Source organism: Pantoea sp. SM3 (genome assembly GCF_000963995.1).
GTDB lineage: Bacteria > Pseudomonadota > Gammaproteobacteria > Enterobacterales > Enterobacteriaceae > Pantoea > Pantoea rwandensis_B.
On the sequence record NZ_JZRD01000042.1, the window covers coordinates 1 to 17100 of the forward strand.

A 17100-nucleotide genomic window follows, 5' to 3' on the forward strand; every position below is an offset into this window, starting at 1 on the left:
CATCGAGCCATTGAACTCACAGCACAAAGCGGACATTATACGCATCCCTCAGAAACCACCTTAAGCTCCCCCGGCATACCAGGTCGTCAGCCCGACTGCGCTAACCGGCAGGCCGGTAAGCTCCACCAAGCCAGAAGCGGCGTTTCGGGCTTGGCGGTCTAGGAATGAAAGTCCTGCGGAAATTTCATGATCAATGCCTAATTCTTTAAGGGCGCTCCGCCGCTTTTAACCAGTCACTGACGCCTTCGACACCCATGGAAAGTAGCACGTCTTGCAATGTGACAACTCGTTGAAGCATAGAGCCACAATCAGACTCCTCACGCTCTTCTGCTTCTGCGAATAAACGCGTCATCAATTGAGTGAGATTGCCATTATGATCAAACATGTATTGCCTATTGCTGGAGGAGTAGGTTAAATAAATCTCCGCAACAGACAGGGCATACACCGCATCGTGTTGTGAAATCGCATTTAACCACTCATTAAAACTAAAGAGGTGATGGCGGTTTCTATCATCAGGGGGTTCGTTCTCGAAAACTGCAAAGCAGCGAACAACTAATTCAATCGGTATGAAAACTACACCTTTCTTGCTATTGAATAATTTTCCCAATTGGCGTGCAACTTCTATGGCATGAATCCCGACCTGATTCAAACCCGCGTCAAGTCCTCTCAGGCATTTTTGCCGATGCTGATGAAAATTATCCATATTTGCCCAGACGTTAGCTGCACCTTGCCAGGCTTCTCTGGAATTCAGTTCATTCAGATCGGTAATGAATTCATCGAAGCTGATATATCCAGTCATTACACACAGTGCCGAAATGCGTCCCCAAGTTACATGATCTTCATTATCTCCCTCACGATAAAGTCGAAGGAGTAAAGGTTTTACGACGTCAAAATGGCTATGGTAGGCATAATAAAGGCATCTTTCGGCAATATTCCATAGCCGGTGGCTGTCTTTCATCGCGATATTGAATAAATCCCACCCTAAATTAAAGGATTTGCTTTGAACAAAGGGCAAGCGTCTTAATATTAAAGCTCGAATAGCGGGATGCTCCGTGAGAGCAAAACGGTGCAGTACAGGAACCAGTAAATCGGGAAGCTTTTGGTCTTCCTCAAGAAAATTATCAGTCAGGATCATTAGCGCTTCAGCCACGTTCCCCTTAACCATATTAATACCTGAATTGATCAAATCCTGGAAATCATTTTCGAAGGGATCATACCGGTCAAACCCAGAGAAACTCACAGCCAGAAAAATCAGCCGTTCTGCTGTGTTCAAGTCCTGTATTACATGGGCACAGGCTTCAAGAGCCTTAGCTGAGGCACGAGTGTTGCGCCACTGTGTGGGGTGTCTCTCCAGTTCATCTATGATCTGAGTTGCAAGAGCAGTTGCATCAGGTTCTTCCAGTGGCGTCCATGTCTCGTTAGTTCTCAAATTGCCATAGCGTTGGGCCAGGTACGTTGCGACACCGTTCATGATGTTTTCACGAAATGTCGGCGGTATGTCTTGCCAGAAATCAGACAGAAGGCTTACAAATCGTGAAGGCTGCCGGGAGGAAGCTGATTGCAATTGGTTGCCGACTGCACTCTCTCCTCCAATAAGAAAATCATCCCAATCCCGTTGCGTATGGCCATCATAATGATGCAGGACGTGCAGTACTCCTTTATTACTGATACTCAGGAAAACCTCATACGAAAATGGTGGTGCAACCCAGCCACCTCTTGAATAAATATAAGGTTGGTGGATCAATGTCCCATGTGTTCTTTCATAGTTATCGAGCACCGTCTGCAATTCGTCGTTACGAAGATGACAGGGTACAGGCACGATAAATTCTGCGAGTCTCTTTATTTCCCAGGGATCAGACTCACCTAAAGCACCTCTGCTCCGGAGGGTCATAATGCTTGTCATCACGGCATCCTGCACTTCTACAGCTAGCAGATGGAACGCAGAACGTATTAATTCCCCCAACTCATAAGGGATTTCAAACTTCAGCATGTCACGGTCACATAGAATGCGGCCTATCAAATCAATATTGGTTTTAGAAGATGCCGTGCAGGCAAGTATGCCGAAATAGAGCAATGAACCCTCAGAGTTAAAACACAGCCGCTCACGGTTTTTCTGCCACCAATCAGAATGGACAGTAGCATGATGGGATATAGCCGCTTCAATAGCATCAAAGAGAACGAATGACGCGTCAATATGGCCTACATCCCGTTTGCTATGCGTAGCGTCATAGGACGTTTCGCCCAGAAACCCGTGTCGATAACCTGAGCGGGGATTATCACGGTGTGTTGCCCTAATCCGGCTCCAGTCCTCAACTGACCCTATGGCTAAATCGAGCAGCTCGCAGGAATTTACCATGCGTTGACGAAAAAAATTGTCGTTTCGATGTCCAAACTCGTGAGACTTACAACGCAACTTACTATTGAACCGATAACCCTGTACATCTTCATCGCTGACGTCATCTGTTATATAGCGCCAGAGCAAAGCGTCTTCTGCGACACCTGCCCCCACACATCCTGCAATCACTCTGCCCAGAGCAAAGTGCTCCGACCGCGGTAATGTGAACAACCTTTTGAGTAATGGGGTGACGATGCTCATATTTTCTAACTGAATGCGGGACAGGTGCAGAGATAGGTGATCCGCAATTTTATTGCCATCAAACCAATCCAGCGCCAGCACATCCAGCCAGAACGACACCACACCGGGAGTGTCTTCATTGCACCAATGAGCGATCCGATGAACATGGATCTCTAACCCGTCTGTGTCATGGTTAATTTTAATGAAGGGCACCAGGAATTTTATCCAAAACCGATGCCATTCGATCGAACCACCTCTGGCATATATTGCCTGAAATACATCGCGGTAGTTTTCGCGTAAATCGCATATAAATGACCAGTCTTCATCCTGTGGGTCATACTCAGCAAATGATTCTGCCACCAGACGTCTGATATGAAATGCTGCCTTCCCCACCAATACGGTTCTAAGTTGCTTCCTGAATTCACGTCGATCTCCCTGAGCCAACTGAGAAATAAAACTTCGAATGCTCGGGCGTACAAATGGAACGGGCGGTAAACCGGTGATAAATGCATTCAATGTGACGCCATTACGTATCGCATGGCTGATAACAAGCACATCCAGCAGGGTCTGGTGACCAAACGTCAGCTTGCCATCCTGAGTTTCCTGCAAGACGTTGAGGCTACACAGTTTCCGCCGAATATTATGAGCAGCATTAAAACGCTGATGAGGTATTACAAGGCTTCTGCTTTGCAGCATTTCCGAAGCAATGACCTCAACCGCGCGGACAGCACCGTCTCCTAACTCACTATCGGCAAGCACAACTGCATCCAGATAACGTTGCGCCAGTGCCTGGCTGGTTACAGCATTGAAACTGCCTCCCCGCATGGCTAACTCGACAAATAAGGCTAACTCCCGGGGATTGCTTATCAGTTCGCGGGTGACACCATCAATATCTGTCGATGTTATAGAAAGCTTAGCGAGCAAGGGAGCGACCTCCGTGTCCCATTCCAATCGCGGACATTGAAATTCACAATCCCAATGCCGCTCAGCAATGCGCCTGTCGTAATGTCTGTCAAAGTCGCGACATGCAGTAACAACAGTGAGATTAGGAATTAAAAGCAGCCGGTCAATCTGCGCAAGAAAATACTGCAGTACACGATGTTCCCGGGCGATAGACAACACATCTAAAGAATCAATAATAATTACGACGTGAGTGTTTTCTGCGAGTCTCGCCGCTTCCTCAACCCATTGCAGCGATAATCCCTGAGCCTGGCGCTCTTCCGGGGTGGTCACATCGGCGAATTCGCGTGACTGAATAAAAAGAGGTTGAATGCCAGAATCCGTTGTTGCTCTCTCTTCTAAGATCTCTTGCAATTCAAGCATCACACAGGTTTTACCTGAGCCAGGAAGGCCTGTCAGCAGAATGGCCCTTTTTCTCGCATCTACAGCGATAAGCAGTTTATCAATGACTGGGTTAACAATTCGCTGTCCGGCAATATGTCTGCGCCATGCCCGGCCAATCGAAGACGTACCTGAAAACGAGCGACGTATTGCTGCGAGTTCCATTGGCGGAACCAGGAATGAACCGGCCTGTTGGACAATCATCCGCAGGTCATTTTTGGTTAAGCGGTGTTGCGCAGAGGTAGACGGGCCGAAATCCTCCATGCGCGCTCCAAGTTTTTCCAGGCTCACCCAGAGTGCATTAAACGCAGCATCCGGATTACTCACGATGAACTGTAAACGCTCCCGCAACTGCTGCTCCATTTGGTCAAGATCGTTGGTGGTAATGAAATTGGTTCTGGACAGAAATTCAAATGTTGAAAGTTCAGGCGCAATTTTTACCAGCTGGTTTGACAAGGTTTCATTAACGCGGTGCTGTGCAATGCCCAAACTCTGTTCATAACGTTTAGCATCTGACTGAGAGGAGCGGTGCTCTTTGAGTTTGGCGAGATCACCAAAATTGCTGCGCGAATAAAAACGGACATTCGCTTGTGGATTGCTGGACAGCAGCAGGAAGGCTTTATCCAGTTCGGCACCAAGATCAGTTAGTGTCCAAGCTTTGAAATCGGGGTGATTTTTTTTGCACTGACAGGCGATGAGGTGGCCATCCGTTTTGCCAACGACGACATCATCAACCGAGTAGTCTATCGAGTCGACCTCAATCCATAGGAAATCTGGATTGGATAACACCATTAATGCCCACTCAAAGGCCACTAAAGTCTGGTATCCATCACCACGATTTGAACGTATCCCAGCAACACTCATAAATTAGTCCCTGTCAGAGGGCATGGTTAACTTTTATCAATATGCCACATCGACCTGCATTTTGAATGGGTCAGGACCCTGATGTAACCATGCCTGAACGCGAATTATGCTTACTTTAACAACCATTAATGGTTTGTTATATTTTTGGCGATTTTCAAACAAAGCATTTATGTTCTGCTCACTCCAAATCATATGGGTTAAAACCCATTTAAATACATACCTGACCTGCTCCCTGTTGTTCAACACAGGCTGTTGTTAGCAGCGTCCGCTTCTGGCACACAGCAGACAAACAAGTGGCGCTAAAAATCTCAGGACGGGAAGCGGGCCTCGAAATAATTATTTATCTCCTTATTTGATTCCATGATTAGCCGATAGAGATCTTTCATAATTTGAAATCTCTCCATTGTAATGAGTCGAGATGCGCGCCGTGCTGGCCTTACAGGGCCAGTTTGGCGAAAACTGCAAAGCGTTACAGCGCATCCATGCTACTGACGCGAAGTCGTTGACGCTGACTCAACTGGCGATGGAATCCGGCATTAGCGTACCGACGTTTCATAAACATTTTAAAGCGATAGCCCGGATGCCGCCGATGCATTATGTGAAATTGGTGTACCTGCATCAGGCGCACATGTTAATTGTTCGCCTGTAGATCACCGCCTCCGCCGCAGGCGTACATATTTGTTTCATCGCATTAAGTTTATGGGGCTAACGTCGCAACGACTGCCTGTACCACTGCCTCTGACCGCTCGGTTAATTGTCCTTTTTGCGGATCAGGCGGCAGTAAAAAAATAGTGGCTGCCGGAAGTGCTGGCAATCCGGTCACTTCAACCATCTGTTCTTCTATGACTGCCGAAGCATTCAGACAGCCTATGCCCAGGCCCGCCGCTACAGCAGCCTGAAGGCCTGCTACACCCGAAGCTATGTGAGCAACGGTATGCTTAATACCATGACGGGTCAGTTCATTACGGGCCAGTCTGTGTAGTGAACAAGTTTCCGACAGTAAAGCAATTTTAATAGCGTTGTGGTCAGGAAAAATGGGCTGATCACGCGCTGCCACCCAGAGCATCGGTTCGCTGCGGAGGGCTACTGCATTAGGCAGCGATGGATGATCAGACTCTGTCGCACGCAGAATGATTACAATATCAACATCGCCTTTACTGTAAGCATTTACAATGTCGTCGCTCTTTGCAATCTGTGTCGACATTTTCAGATTGGGATACTGATGATTAATTTTGGCTAGCAGCCTCACCATGTAACGAGTCTGAAAGTAATCAGAAATACCAATCCTGACTTCTCCCTCTACTGAAACACCGTGCATGTCTCGCCATGCCGCATCTGATAGCGCCAGGATTTCACGTGCATGGGTTATAAGCCGTTCACCAGCATGGGTGGGCTGAACACCTTGTTTGCTGCGAATCATCAACTGTGTCCCAGCGGCCTCTTCAAGCTTATTTAATTGCTCGCTTATCGCTGATTGCGAACGAAAACGTAATGCTGCCGCCGCCGTCAGACTACCTGCATCTGCTGACGCAATGAGCGTTTTAAGCTGCTCTAAATCGAACCCATGATGCATCTTTATCTCCCGGGAAAATCGATGGAAGACATCATATATTACGGCTTTTGAGATGGATAGGGTTGCAGCATAATTCATCTAAGGCCGGCCCTGAGGCGGATTTCCCCTTCAGATCTGAAGTTTCCGGTTAGGAGAAGAAAATCATGAAATTGAAAATCTGGGGCAGAACAAACTCTGCAAATGTACGTAAAGTCATCTGGACGGCTGAAGAGCTGGCGCTTACCTACGAATCCATCAATGCAGGTGGCCCTTTTGGTATTACTGATCAACCACATTATCTGGAAAAGAATCCCAATGGCCTGGTGCCGTTACTGGAGGACGGCTCGTTTATCCTATGGGAATCTAATGCAATCGTTCGCTATTTGTCCGCTCAATACGGTGCTGGTTCCGGGCTTTATCCAGTCAATATCCAGACACGTGCCTCCGCTGAGAAATGGATGGACTGGACAACGTCTGCGTTAACTGAGCCTTTCCGCTTCCTCATTAACGCCGTGGTACGAACTCCTGAAGATCAACGCGACTGGGAGAAAATTCGCCATGGGGTGAAAACGATAAAAAAGTTGCTGACCATTGTCGAGGACACGCTATCAGCACAATCCTATTTATCTGGTAGCACCTTTAACATGAGCGATATCCCAATGGGGTGTTTCATTTACGGCTGGTTCGAAATGCCTATCGAACGTGCGGATATGCCACATCTGCGCACTTGGTATGACCGGCTGAAGCAACGACCCGCTTATCAGGCCGCCGTAATGACGCCATTAACATAATCGGCGTCATGGGGCAGCACCAATCCTGATCAGATTGTCATCACTTGTAATGACCTGATTAAAACATCGTCTCTTAAACCACCAGAGGATAAAGCTAATGCCATTCGTCAGAATTTCTCTAATTAAAGGTAAGACCCCTGCGCAGTTGCGCGCGATAGCAGATGGAGTTCACCAGGCGCTTGTAGAGACCTATACCGTGCCGATTGATGATCGCTTTCAGGTCATTGATCAATATGACAAGGATTCCCTTTTCTACAGTCAGAATTTCTTAAACATTGAGCGCACTGATGACATTGTGTTCATTCATATCTTAGCTAACCGCTGGCGTGATACATCGATGAGACAGGCGCTGTTTAACGGCATAGCAGATCGGCTATTTTCTGATTGCGGGATCCGTAAGGAAGATGTTCAGGTCTTTATTTCAAATAACGATAAGCCAGACTGGTCTTTCGGTAATGGTGTGGCTTCCTACGTTGAGGAAGGCAGTGTCTGAAATAAGAATTTTAAAGGTCCAGTCATGAGAATTTTAGTCACAGCTGCGACCTCAGGCCTCGGAGCCGCCATTACACGAATGTTCGTTTCAAACGGACATCGGGTCATCGCAGCGGGCCGACGTGCAGACCTCATCGGCACCGGGGTTCGGGTATCCACTATCGAGCCCGGTTTGGTTGGGGGATCGGAATTCTCGACAAGTCGGTTTAGCGGCGATCTAACCCGCGCGAATAAACTTTATGAAGGGGCAAACGCGCTGATGCCTGATGACATCGCTGAAACAGTTAAATGGGTATCGCTTCTTCCCTCTCATATCAATATCAATACGATTGAAATGATGCCCGTCAGTCAATCTTTTGGTTCGCTGCCCGTTCAACGATCTTGATGTCAGGTTATCATTGAATTAACACCCTATCCGAATTAAGGAATTATGGGTACCAATAGCTATCCGCACGGACAGGGACACCTTTTACCCGGCGGATAGCCATACTAAAGATCTCCACAGACAGGCAAGTCCCGCTTTTTCTTTTTAAACAAAATCCCCAAGGCAGTATGGGCAGAAAGAAACATCCGGGCTGTGTCGTCGGGCCACACTGAGCGCCTGTTAAGTCCAGTAGAGAGAGCCCAGAAAAATTCGGTTCTTACCCTCCATTAACATTGAGCATCCTGTGACATGCAATGTCGAGCTGGCAGGAAGCAGATAGAACGTAGCCGCTATTTGCAGATTGCCCTGACACAAAGTGAGAAGGTGGGGATGCTGGCTCAACAACTTTTTGAACTGGCGCGTCTGGAGCATGGCGTGGTGACGCCGCAGCGTGAGCGCTTTTCACTCTCTGACTTAGTACAGGATGTGATGCAAAAATTTGAGCTGGCGATTGAAAAGTCTCAATTGGATTTTCATTTCGACATAGAGCCAGGAATTCCGCTTGTGGATGCCGATATGTCGATGATCGAGCGCGTGCTCACTAATCTGGTGGACAACGCTATTCGCCATACTCCCTCTGGCGGCGTGATTAAGCTGCGCATCTGGAGACAGGAGCAAAAAGTGATGCTGGAACTGGAAGACAGTGGCCCCGGAATCTCTCCTGCTGTCAGTGAAACCCTGTTTGAGCGTCCTTCCATCACTGACCCTACCCGCCGCGACAACGGAGGATTAGGCCTGGTGATTGTCAGACGTATGCTGCAACTTCACCAGGGAGATATTTCATTGATAGAGGCGCCAGGCGCTTGTTTCAGGATATTTGTCCCCTTGTAAATTTGGTCAGATAAAAGTGTGTTTTACAATTTTTCTAAGAGCGGTAAGAAATTACCGCCTTATGTGACATGTTTATTATTTTATATTTGGCGTTATTTTTATCTCTGAGGAAGTGTTGTTCACATCCGTGAATATGTCATTTCATCTAAATAGAGTTTGTGTAATGAAATTATCCTCGATTTTAACGGGCGTTATTGTTTCGCCTGTCGCTATCCCTGCAAACTTTTTTGCCATTCCGTTACGGTTGATTGTCGGTTTTGGTTTTTTACAGCATGGCTTCGCGAAGTTATTACGTGGAGGGGATGCCTTTGTGGGAATATTAGTTGCCATGCACCTTCCTTTTCCTGAACTACTGGGGTGGGCGACAGTGGTCATGGAAATTCTCTGCGGTGCATTGATATTGATTGGCGCGTTTGTTCCATTGGCTGCCATCCCGGCCATTATTATATTGCTGGTGGCTATTTTCACAGCGCATCTACCCTATGGTTTCTCTTCAATTAAACTGCTTTCCTATGACGCGATGGGAGCGCATTTCGGTCAGCCCGGCTATGAAACCGATCTGCTTTATATCGCCAGTATTCTTGCGCTCGTGATTGGCGGAGCAGGCCCTTTCTCAGTTGAAGCTATACTGCGTAGGCGGTTATTGCATCGTGGTAAATAATTTTAATCAGGCTGTGGGGGCCGGTGGCCCCCAACGGTTCAGCGATGCATCGCTTTGACCACCGACGGATGGTTAGCAAATCCATTTCATGACTCTTGATCGCACAATCCGGCTCACCCCCAGCGGCCCTTTTTCCGGCATGAACTGGGAGATGCCAAATGCGATTGCAAGTGCAAAATACACAATTATATTTGTGCTAATCGCTTAATTATTTCTATAATAGAAACAAAAACATGCTTACTTTTTACGTAAAGAAACGTAAGTTGAAAGTTAGCCACCCCATCTGTTTTTGATTCAGATCAAAATTACCCCCGCATTTTTTGCACAAAATGCGCGCGAAAACTATTTTCGAGGCGCGAAATAAATGTTCATTTTAACCCCACTCAGTGGCATTGCGTTGTTGACCATTGTCCCGATGATTGTCGGTTTGATCGCCGCTGAGCTGGCCGCGCCAGATGACCATCCCCTGCATCTGTGGATAGCGTCACATCCCCTTCCGTTTGCAATTTCTGCAGCTTGCACACTGTTTCTTGGTGTCTTGTGCTGCGTGCTTCAGTACCTCACCGACAAGATTTGAATTTAGCGTGAACGTAGGACGTGCGAGGTGTTTATGACAGATATACAGGCTGACGTTTTGACGACCAGCATCCGAGCCGAGCATCTTCAGCAAGGGCATACCCTGATGCTGGGGAAATTTCGCATCACGGTTGACGCCATCATGTGGGACGACAGAACGCGAACCATCCGGCTTTTCGCTGAGGGTCGGACGTTTCGACTCTTTTATGACACGACTGTCGATATTTACACGTTATCGCCAGGCTTCGATAACGTGGTTTTTTGAGGAGGCATCACCAAGTGAACATCAATAAAGCGATAAATCTTTCACTGATTGCGCTGACGGCGGTGTTGTTATTTGCCGCTTCGAATGCGTTCGCCATCAGCCAGGCTTTCCGACTGCAGTTAGAACGGTCGGGCTGTACGCAGCAAACCGCAGGAAATGGCTGCGATATTCGCAAGAGCAAAGCCCAAAACAAAGCGGCGATGCATACCCTTCAGGCAGCGGCAAATAGAGAACGCCATGAGGTGACGGAATTTCTACGGGACAGCGTTACGGGGCAAAAACTGTCTGCTGGAAAGGAAGCGCTTAAAGGGTATGGTTTCACTGAATCCGATCCCAGTGTCTGGATCAAATCTGGGGACCATGACATCTATGTGGTTCATCTGAACAGCCGGAGCGGGCGTATCACAGCCGCTGAGATAGCGGAGGCAAAGTAGCACCAGGCAAGTGAGTCGGAGCAAGGAAGGGACTCGCTGACTGTGTGATAAAAAGGGGCGCAAGCGCCCAGAAAACATCCGGCCGTCGCTTCCTGCTGGCGTGGAATTAGCGGTTAAGTGAGATAAATTCAAACTTTGCGGAAGAGTTTTTCACTGCTGATAAGTTTGATGCCAGCGGGGCTGCTCTCAAGGATGCGCTTCTCTTGGTCAGATACCCCACCTTACAGAAGTCCATCCGTCTTCGGCACAAAGGACGCTCTGAAGCTTGCTGATAAGCGCTTCGGCCTGAGCGCTATTTTGCAGGATGATTGGGAAGCATTGCCTTATCCTGCTGTGGGCCAGAAGTGATCATCAACTCGCAGGCAGGCGGCATCAACACGGGACTGAACGGCAGCCAGGTTGTCGATGAAATCCTGCACGCTTTCCGCACGGGGCCAGCGATTGTGCATCTCGTGGCGGGGCTGCGTATCAGCTATTGCAGAGGGTTTGGTGCTGTTTTCGATGTTTTTCATAGCGTATAGACAAGGGCTCGGCACTCCATTAACATTGTCCTAGGCTAAATTTTTATTTGAACCAGATCAATGAAGATAAATGGAAAAACAGCGGGTGATATTTTCGACCAGATCCGCGCAATGATCCAGGCAGGAGAACTGGCTCCGGGTACTGTTCTGCCGACTCTACGTGAGCTGGCAAGTGAGCTGGGTATCAACCGTAATACGGTTGCTTTGGCATATAAGCGCCTGACGGACGCCGGTTTTGTCATATCGAGAGGCAGAAACGGCACGATGGTACGCGAACCCATCGCGGCCATTGATATCGAAGGTAGCGCGCCCGACCTGGTCCTGCGCGATCTTGCCAGCGGCAACCCATCGGCTTCGGTTCTTCCCCCGGTCAGCCAACTGGCTACGTATATTGCCAATACCCCGGGTCTGTACGGTGAAACCTTGCTTCGCCCGAAGCTTGAAACAATAGGCATTAAATGGCTGCAGCCCGATCTGAACACCCCGTTTGATTTAAACCTGACTAACGGCGCTGTAGATGCCGTTGAAAGGGTGCTTGCCAGCTACCTGATTGCAGGCGATCGCGTGGCTGTCGAAGATCCCTGTTTTCTCAGCAGCATCAGTACGCTACGGCACAGCCGCCTTGAGGCTGCGCCCGTGGCTATCGATGTGGAAGGAATGCAGATTGAGGCGCTGTCACGTCAACTTTCTGCTGGCGTACAGGCAGTGATCATCACGCCTCGCGCCCACAATCCGACCGGATTTGGTCTCAGTGCGGGCAGGGCTGAAGGTATACGTACCTTGCTGGCAAGTTATCCCCAGGTGCTGGTGATCGTGGATGACCATTTTTCGCTACTCTCATCACAGGAATATCACCACGTTGTGCCGGCAAATACCCGTAACTGGGTGCTCATCCGCTCGATGTCCAAGTTTCTAGGACCTGATTTACGTATGGCCTTTGTGGCAAGCGATGCGGAAACCTCACAGCGTCTGCGCCAGCGCCTGAATGCCGGAACCAACTGGGTAAGCCATATTCTGCAAGATATGGCAGCGGGTTACATGAGTTCGCCTGGCTTTAAACCCTCAATGCTGGCCGCCCGTGAGCGTTATCTCGGCCAACGGCAGCGGCTTGTTAGTGCATTGCAACAACAGGGTGTCACGGTTTCAGACCATCACGATGGCTTTAACGTATGGGTTCCGCTAGCACAAAGCAGCGCGACAACGGTTATGCAAATGGCGCACAGGGGCTGGTTGATTCGGCCTGGAGAAGGTTTCATCCTGGATAATACCTGCTCTGGGGTAAGGATCACCGTTTCTGACCTTGATGAACCGGAAACTGAATCAATTGCTAAATCTCTGGCCGGTATTCTGGCACAGCAACGTCAGATTCAAGCCATCAATAGGGCTTGAATATCACTTATGGAGTTCTCTGTAATGCACGTACATTTCATCGTACATGAAGATTTTGAAGCACCGGGTGCTTATGAAACATGGGCCAGAAATCAGGGTCATGATGTCACTTATTCACGCGTCTACGCAGGCGATACGTTACCCGCTGACGCGGAAGGTATTGATTTTCTGATCGTCATGGGCGGCCCGCAGGATCCTGCCACCACACGTGAAGAATGTCCGCACTTCGATGCGAAAGCTGAGCAGGCGCTGATTGCTTCTGCGGTGAAAACCGACAAAGCTGTCATCGGCATTTGCCTCGGCTCACAACTCATCGGTGAAGCACTCGGCGCGCCGTTTGCTTACAGCCCGGAAAAAGAGATTGGTAAATTCCCGATCACACTGACGGAAGAAGGCAGCAAGGATGAGATGTTCTCTCATTTTGCCAAAACGTTAGAAGTGGGGCATTGGCACAATGACATGCCGGGCCTGACCCCGGATGCAAAAATCATCGCTTACAGTGAGGGATGCCCGCGCCAGATCATTGCGTACTCAGATCGCGTATTTGGTTTCCAATGCCATATGGAATTGACGCTTGATGTTGTTGACCTGCTGATCGCGCATTCCGAAAAGGACCTGAGCCGCGCCGCAGAATATCGCTTCGTTAACACGCCAGAAGAACTTCGCGCACACGATTACAGCGAAATGAATCAGGTCCTGTTTGGGTTCCTGGATAAGTTACAAGCTCGCTACCAATCCGCTTAGCCAAACCCTACGAGGTGGCGAATGTAGTGACTTTCCTGGCCAGCGAATGCCGCATTGTTCTTCGCCCAATCCCTATGTTTTAGCATTGAGGGAAATCTGGGGAAGTTACGCACCTTGAAAAGCCTGTTCCCAGACTGACGCATAAACTTCCCCAGAGTTCCTATACCGAAAGGATGACAATTCTTTTGTTCTTGCCCCCTCAGAGGGTTAGATTCAGAACTTATCTTTTCGGGTAAACCCAGACAACACGGTATATTTTATTGACGTGTTATCCGCGCTGATAACTTTGAATCGTGCACCTTTATAGGTGACGACGTCACTCCCTTTCGCATCAATGGTAAAGTCAGAGGTTGTTTCTCCTCGGGTGACGGAAATCTCACGATAGGTAAATTTCATCACCCCCCCGGCATTACCGTTGTACTCAATGCTTTTTACTGGCGCATTACTTAATTTACAGACTCCATCCGGCACGCGTTTTATCGATATTTCAGAGGATGTATAAGTCGTGTGATTTGGCGGGCTGACTGTATTTTTTGCGGCATCGTAGGTGACGTAATCCTGGTAGTTAACGACATGGCCATAGATGTTAATCAGACCTACCGCCAGCGGATTATCGTAGTTCCGGTACACATTACCATCCACATGGCAATACGTTCCCGAGGCGACAGTTGAAAAGGTGCCTTTCGCGCTTCCTAATTCCAGTGCATCCCCGACCAGCCCCGTCGTAGATTTAATAACAGCATCACCCATGTAAGCGATACTGGTCTCACCGGGAACGGGTTAATTGTATTCAACGCCGGTCGGGAGTGACGCAGGTGGCGTCGCGCAACCCGCAAGCATGACCGTTAAGGTGAGTGACATCAGCAGGTGTGGTGTTTTCATGAAATTCCTTTGTTACCTGTCATATTTCGTCCGCCCTGTACATAATGATCAGATGAATATGTCATCCTGCTTTTTATCCATACCATTCCTTTCTTCAGATAAACGAAACCCGTTTTTTCCCTTCACCTTCTGCTGATACATGGCTTTATCAGCACGTTGCATGAGCATATCCGGAGTTAAGCCATTTGCCGGATAAACCGCTGCGCCGTCAGAACAGACGCTTGCTGGTAGATAAAAGTGCGTTGGGCGTTAAGCTTATCGCGTGTGTTACTCCTCGTGCTAACACCAGTGTGACGTATTGCAATAGCTGACGTGCTCTCAGGATTAAACATCGCCGGCCTCAGACCGGAAGTGCTTTCTCCTGTTGCTCCCGGGCCATCCGCCCAGGATTTCTTTATCCACTTTTTCCTGTTCTTAATCCCCCACAGTTCACGGCGGCCCGATATAAATAAAAAACCCACCGGGAGGTGGGTAAGTCAGAAAGCTCAGTGTAGGAGATAGCGCTTAACGGTTTCCGGGTCTGTGCCCACCGTTTTAAGAGCTTTCACCAGCTTATCCTGCGTAGTCTGTAAAGTGAGCATCCAGTGTGTAATCTGCCATTGTTCATTTATCACAATGATCTTTTTATCTTCCGGCTCGCGGCGGTGAAAAATATAACTCATCAAAACCCCGGATTAAGGACAAAACGGCTTATTTGCTGTGTGAGGCAGGCGAAGAATGGCACTGAAATTGAGAGGATTAAAATTGAAATGACTGACCGTGATGAGCAAAAATTTTTATCAAAAAAAAGCCCACTTAATGAGTATCAGTGGGCCTGTTTTGTTCACGCCGGAACAACGCTCTCTCGCAGAGGTGGGGTTAAGCACTGCTAATGTCGCACTCCAATCTAACATCGCATTGCCTAATCCGTAACCCTATAATTTACAAAGATTGTTATTTAAGATTAGGCCGCTTTCCTTCGGAATGTTCTCATCCAGAAACCCCTGGGTGTAAGTCTGTTAACTTTTCTGCTGCAACTTTATCAGTGATTGATTAGCAGGCCTCATGCCTTAATTCGCCCGATTTTGTCGAAACGGCCGGATTTGCGGCAAAACTTTGGGATTATCGCCATTCCTTCAGCCCCTTGTGTCGAAAGACGTCATCTGTTTACGCAGAAAATGTGACACCACGTCCTGAGGGGGCTGAATGCCACACGCTTTGATAAGCCAGCTCACCGCGCCGCGGTGTCGCGTACCATGCAGTATCACCTGCTCGATAAGGCTGAGGGGGCTTGTCTGCGCCATCTTTTCGTCTCTGCGCCGATAAATGATGGGGCGATCCCAGGCTTCCGCCGTCATGCCGGCCGCATATTCAATGAACCAGCCGGAGCAGGCCAGCATGCACGGCACCAGGACTGCTTGCTCAGGCGGCCTGCGCGGTCTGATATTCGGCCAATATGGCGCTTCCCCCTTCAGGTTGGCACGAATGAGCATGTCAGTGGCGTGCATGTGGTACATGAGCCTGAGCATTTCCCGGCGTTCAGCGCGGAAACGGCGCGCGTCCGTTTCGGCAATGGCGCTGAGCATCCCGGCATCCATCCAGTGCTTATATCTCAGTAACGTCAGGGCGGTAACTCTTTGCATAATTTTTCCAGAGCGTCAGCACGTCCGGCATAGCGGTAGCGTGAAGTAAACATTTAATTAATCCGGCGTGGACTGAGACTGACAATCCGGAGCTTATCGCTGCCAGTCTTTTCTACGACAGAAGGGTTTCAGGCTGAGAATTCACATTCACACCTTAATGCAATGCACAGGATATACCTTCCATACCGGCGGCAGGACAGGGTGATGCCTCCGGTAAGTGCCTGCAGGTGAGTAAGGGCGGTGAGGCGCATCTGAGTGTAGTCGCCTGAGGGGATCATGACAGCCCGGTGAAAAAAATTCTGGCAGGGTCAGGTATTCACAGCTAAGGTCCGACCACGAGTAACGTACTGCCTGATTGTATGGATGTGAATAAAACAGCTCATTGCGACGGTGAGTCATGTAGTCTGCGCACAAAGTCTACCGGGCGGGACTGCTTATTGTGGTTGGCTCTCGGTGCTATTCGTTCAGGATATTGCGTACAGGGTTCGAAGTTTTAAAAAAGAATGTATTGCATAGATACATAAGGCCGGGTAAGCCTGCTGCATGTTGAAAGAAAATATCCCATGCGCATTTGCCAAAAACATGATTTATCGAAAAATTTTGACACGCCTTCTATTCTGTCTATAGTTATTTCCGGTCCGGAACTCCTCCGGATTTGGGTGTAATGGAAACTGAATCTTTTTCCCGGGTACCGTCCCGGGATTTTTTTCCAGACCTGGCGATTTGACCTGTTTTTTTCGTTTCGCAGCTGTCCGGAAGCAGGGGCCAGTGCGTAACACTGGTAGTGCCGAGGTGATATTATCTGGCTTCAGAACAAGTGCTTACTGGTCCAAAATGGGCTGGTTTTTCCGGTTCCCCCCTATTGACCTGACTAATCAGAACAACCTGGCCGCCATCGGGCTTTTTCTCAGCACAATCATTTCAGTTATTTCCTTCTCTTTGTCAGTCAATTGGCGAATATTGTTAACCAGAATCACATTCTCCCAAATGTATCCGGTAGTTTATAAAAAATAAATTCAGGTTTTTTGATTCAATGGCTGCAGCAGTAGATAACGTCCTGCTTCACTATTTTTTGTGATGTCAGAAAACAAAGCTGACTGGCTGCTATGCTCTGAACACGGTGAATCCCTCTATGC

The 17100-nt window shown here is 48.6% G+C and carries 14 protein-coding genes and 2 pseudogenes; 10 read left to right on the forward strand and 6 right to left on the reverse strand.

All coding sequences use genetic code 11. The annotated features are described in order from the left end of the window. Positions 1 to 205 precede the first annotated feature (205 nt). Complete coding sequence (locus VI01_RS21680) at positions 206 to 4780, reverse strand: ATP-binding protein (protein WP_045816588.1); 4575 nt, start codon at positions 4778 to 4780, stop codon at positions 206 to 208. Between the two features lie 418 nt (positions 4781 to 5198). On the opposite strand from VI01_RS21680, the pseudogene VI01_RS21685 reads away from it, so the two are divergent. Beyond that, positions 5199 to 5423, forward strand: a pseudogene (locus VI01_RS21685) (AraC family transcriptional regulator); the annotation flags it as partial. Between the two features lie 54 nt (positions 5424 to 5477). Here VI01_RS21685 and VI01_RS21690 read toward each other — a convergent pair. Continuing rightward, a complete protein-coding gene (locus VI01_RS21690; RefSeq protein ID WP_082082089.1) occupies positions 5478 to 6431 on the reverse strand; it encodes a LysR family transcriptional regulator in 954 nt (317 codons plus the stop codon). A gap of 65 nt (positions 6432 to 6496) precedes the next feature. On the opposite strand from VI01_RS21690, the gene VI01_RS21695 reads away from it, so the two are divergent. The 7 genes and pseudogenes from VI01_RS21695 (at position 6497) to VI01_RS24585 (ending at position 10806) form a co-directional block, all read left to right on the forward strand. Continuing rightward, on the forward strand, positions 6497 to 7123 hold the full coding sequence (locus tag VI01_RS21695; protein WP_045816591.1) for a glutathione S-transferase family protein: 627 nt from the start codon (positions 6497 to 6499) through the stop codon (positions 7121 to 7123). 97 nt (positions 7124 to 7220) lie between these two features. Next, positions 7221 to 7616 carry a tautomerase family protein gene (locus VI01_RS21700; protein ID WP_045816592.1) on the forward strand — a complete coding sequence of 132 codons (396 nt, stop codon included), beginning with the start codon at positions 7221 to 7223 and terminating at the stop codon, positions 7614 to 7616. Between the two features lie 24 nt (positions 7617 to 7640). Further along, a complete protein-coding gene (locus tag VI01_RS21705; RefSeq protein ID WP_052697018.1) occupies positions 7641 to 8000 on the forward strand; it encodes a hypothetical protein in 360 nt (119 codons plus the stop codon). 318 nt (positions 8001 to 8318) lie between these two features. Then, positions 8319 to 8870: pseudogene (locus VI01_RS21710) on the forward strand (sensor histidine kinase); the annotation flags it as partial. A gap of 163 nt (positions 8871 to 9033) precedes the next feature. Next, positions 9034 to 9531, forward strand: coding sequence for a DoxX family protein (locus VI01_RS21715; RefSeq protein ID WP_045816600.1), 498 nt, complete (start codon positions 9034 to 9036; stop codon positions 9529 to 9531). A gap of 364 nt (positions 9532 to 9895) precedes the next feature. After that, a complete protein-coding gene (locus VI01_RS21720; RefSeq protein WP_045816593.1) occupies positions 9896 to 10108 on the forward strand; it encodes a hypothetical protein in 213 nt (70 codons plus the stop codon). A 278-nt stretch (positions 10109 to 10386) separates the two neighbouring features. Further along, the gene (locus VI01_RS24585) at positions 10387 to 10806 is read left to right on the forward strand and encodes a hypothetical protein (RefSeq protein ID WP_052697020.1); all 420 of its coding nucleotides are present in this window, start codon (positions 10387 to 10389) and stop codon (positions 10804 to 10806) included. Positions 10807 to 11129: 323 nt separating this feature from the next. Here the strand turns inward: VI01_RS24585 and VI01_RS25775 are convergent, their stop codons facing one another. Beyond that, complete coding sequence (locus tag VI01_RS25775) at positions 11130 to 11318, reverse strand: hypothetical protein (protein ID WP_045816595.1); 189 nt, start codon at positions 11316 to 11318, stop codon at positions 11130 to 11132. A 69-nt stretch (positions 11319 to 11387) separates the two neighbouring features. Here VI01_RS25775 and ptsJ point away from each other — a divergent pair, with 69 nt between their 5' ends. After that, the gene (gene ptsJ / locus VI01_RS21740) at positions 11388 to 12716 is read left to right on the forward strand and encodes a transcriptional regulator PtsJ (RefSeq protein WP_045816596.1); all 1329 of its coding nucleotides are present in this window, start codon (positions 11388 to 11390) and stop codon (positions 12714 to 12716) included. A 24-nt stretch (positions 12717 to 12740) separates the two neighbouring features. Further along, positions 12741 to 13460: a type 1 glutamine amidotransferase gene (locus VI01_RS21745; RefSeq protein WP_045816597.1), complete on the forward strand. Its 720-nt coding sequence runs from the start codon at positions 12741 to 12743 to the stop codon at positions 13458 to 13460. 213 nt (positions 13461 to 13673) lie between these two features. Here VI01_RS21745 and VI01_RS25475 read toward each other — a convergent pair whose 3' ends face one another. From VI01_RS25475 to VI01_RS21755, 3 genes are all read right to left on the reverse strand, one after another. Further along, complete coding sequence (locus tag VI01_RS25475) at positions 13674 to 14210, reverse strand: hypothetical protein (RefSeq protein WP_231638573.1); 537 nt, start codon at positions 14208 to 14210, stop codon at positions 13674 to 13676. 617 nt (positions 14211 to 14827) lie between these two features. Further along, positions 14828 to 15004, reverse strand: a complete 177-nt coding sequence (locus VI01_RS25075) for a DUF3606 domain-containing protein (RefSeq protein WP_075564127.1) — start codon at positions 15002 to 15004, stop codon at positions 14828 to 14830. Between the two features lie 453 nt (positions 15005 to 15457). Then, positions 15458 to 15964 carry a DinB family protein gene (locus VI01_RS21755; protein ID WP_045816598.1) on the reverse strand — a complete coding sequence of 169 codons (507 nt, stop codon included), beginning with the start codon at positions 15962 to 15964 and terminating at the stop codon, positions 15458 to 15460. Between the last annotated feature and the right edge of the window lie 1136 nt (positions 15965 to 17100).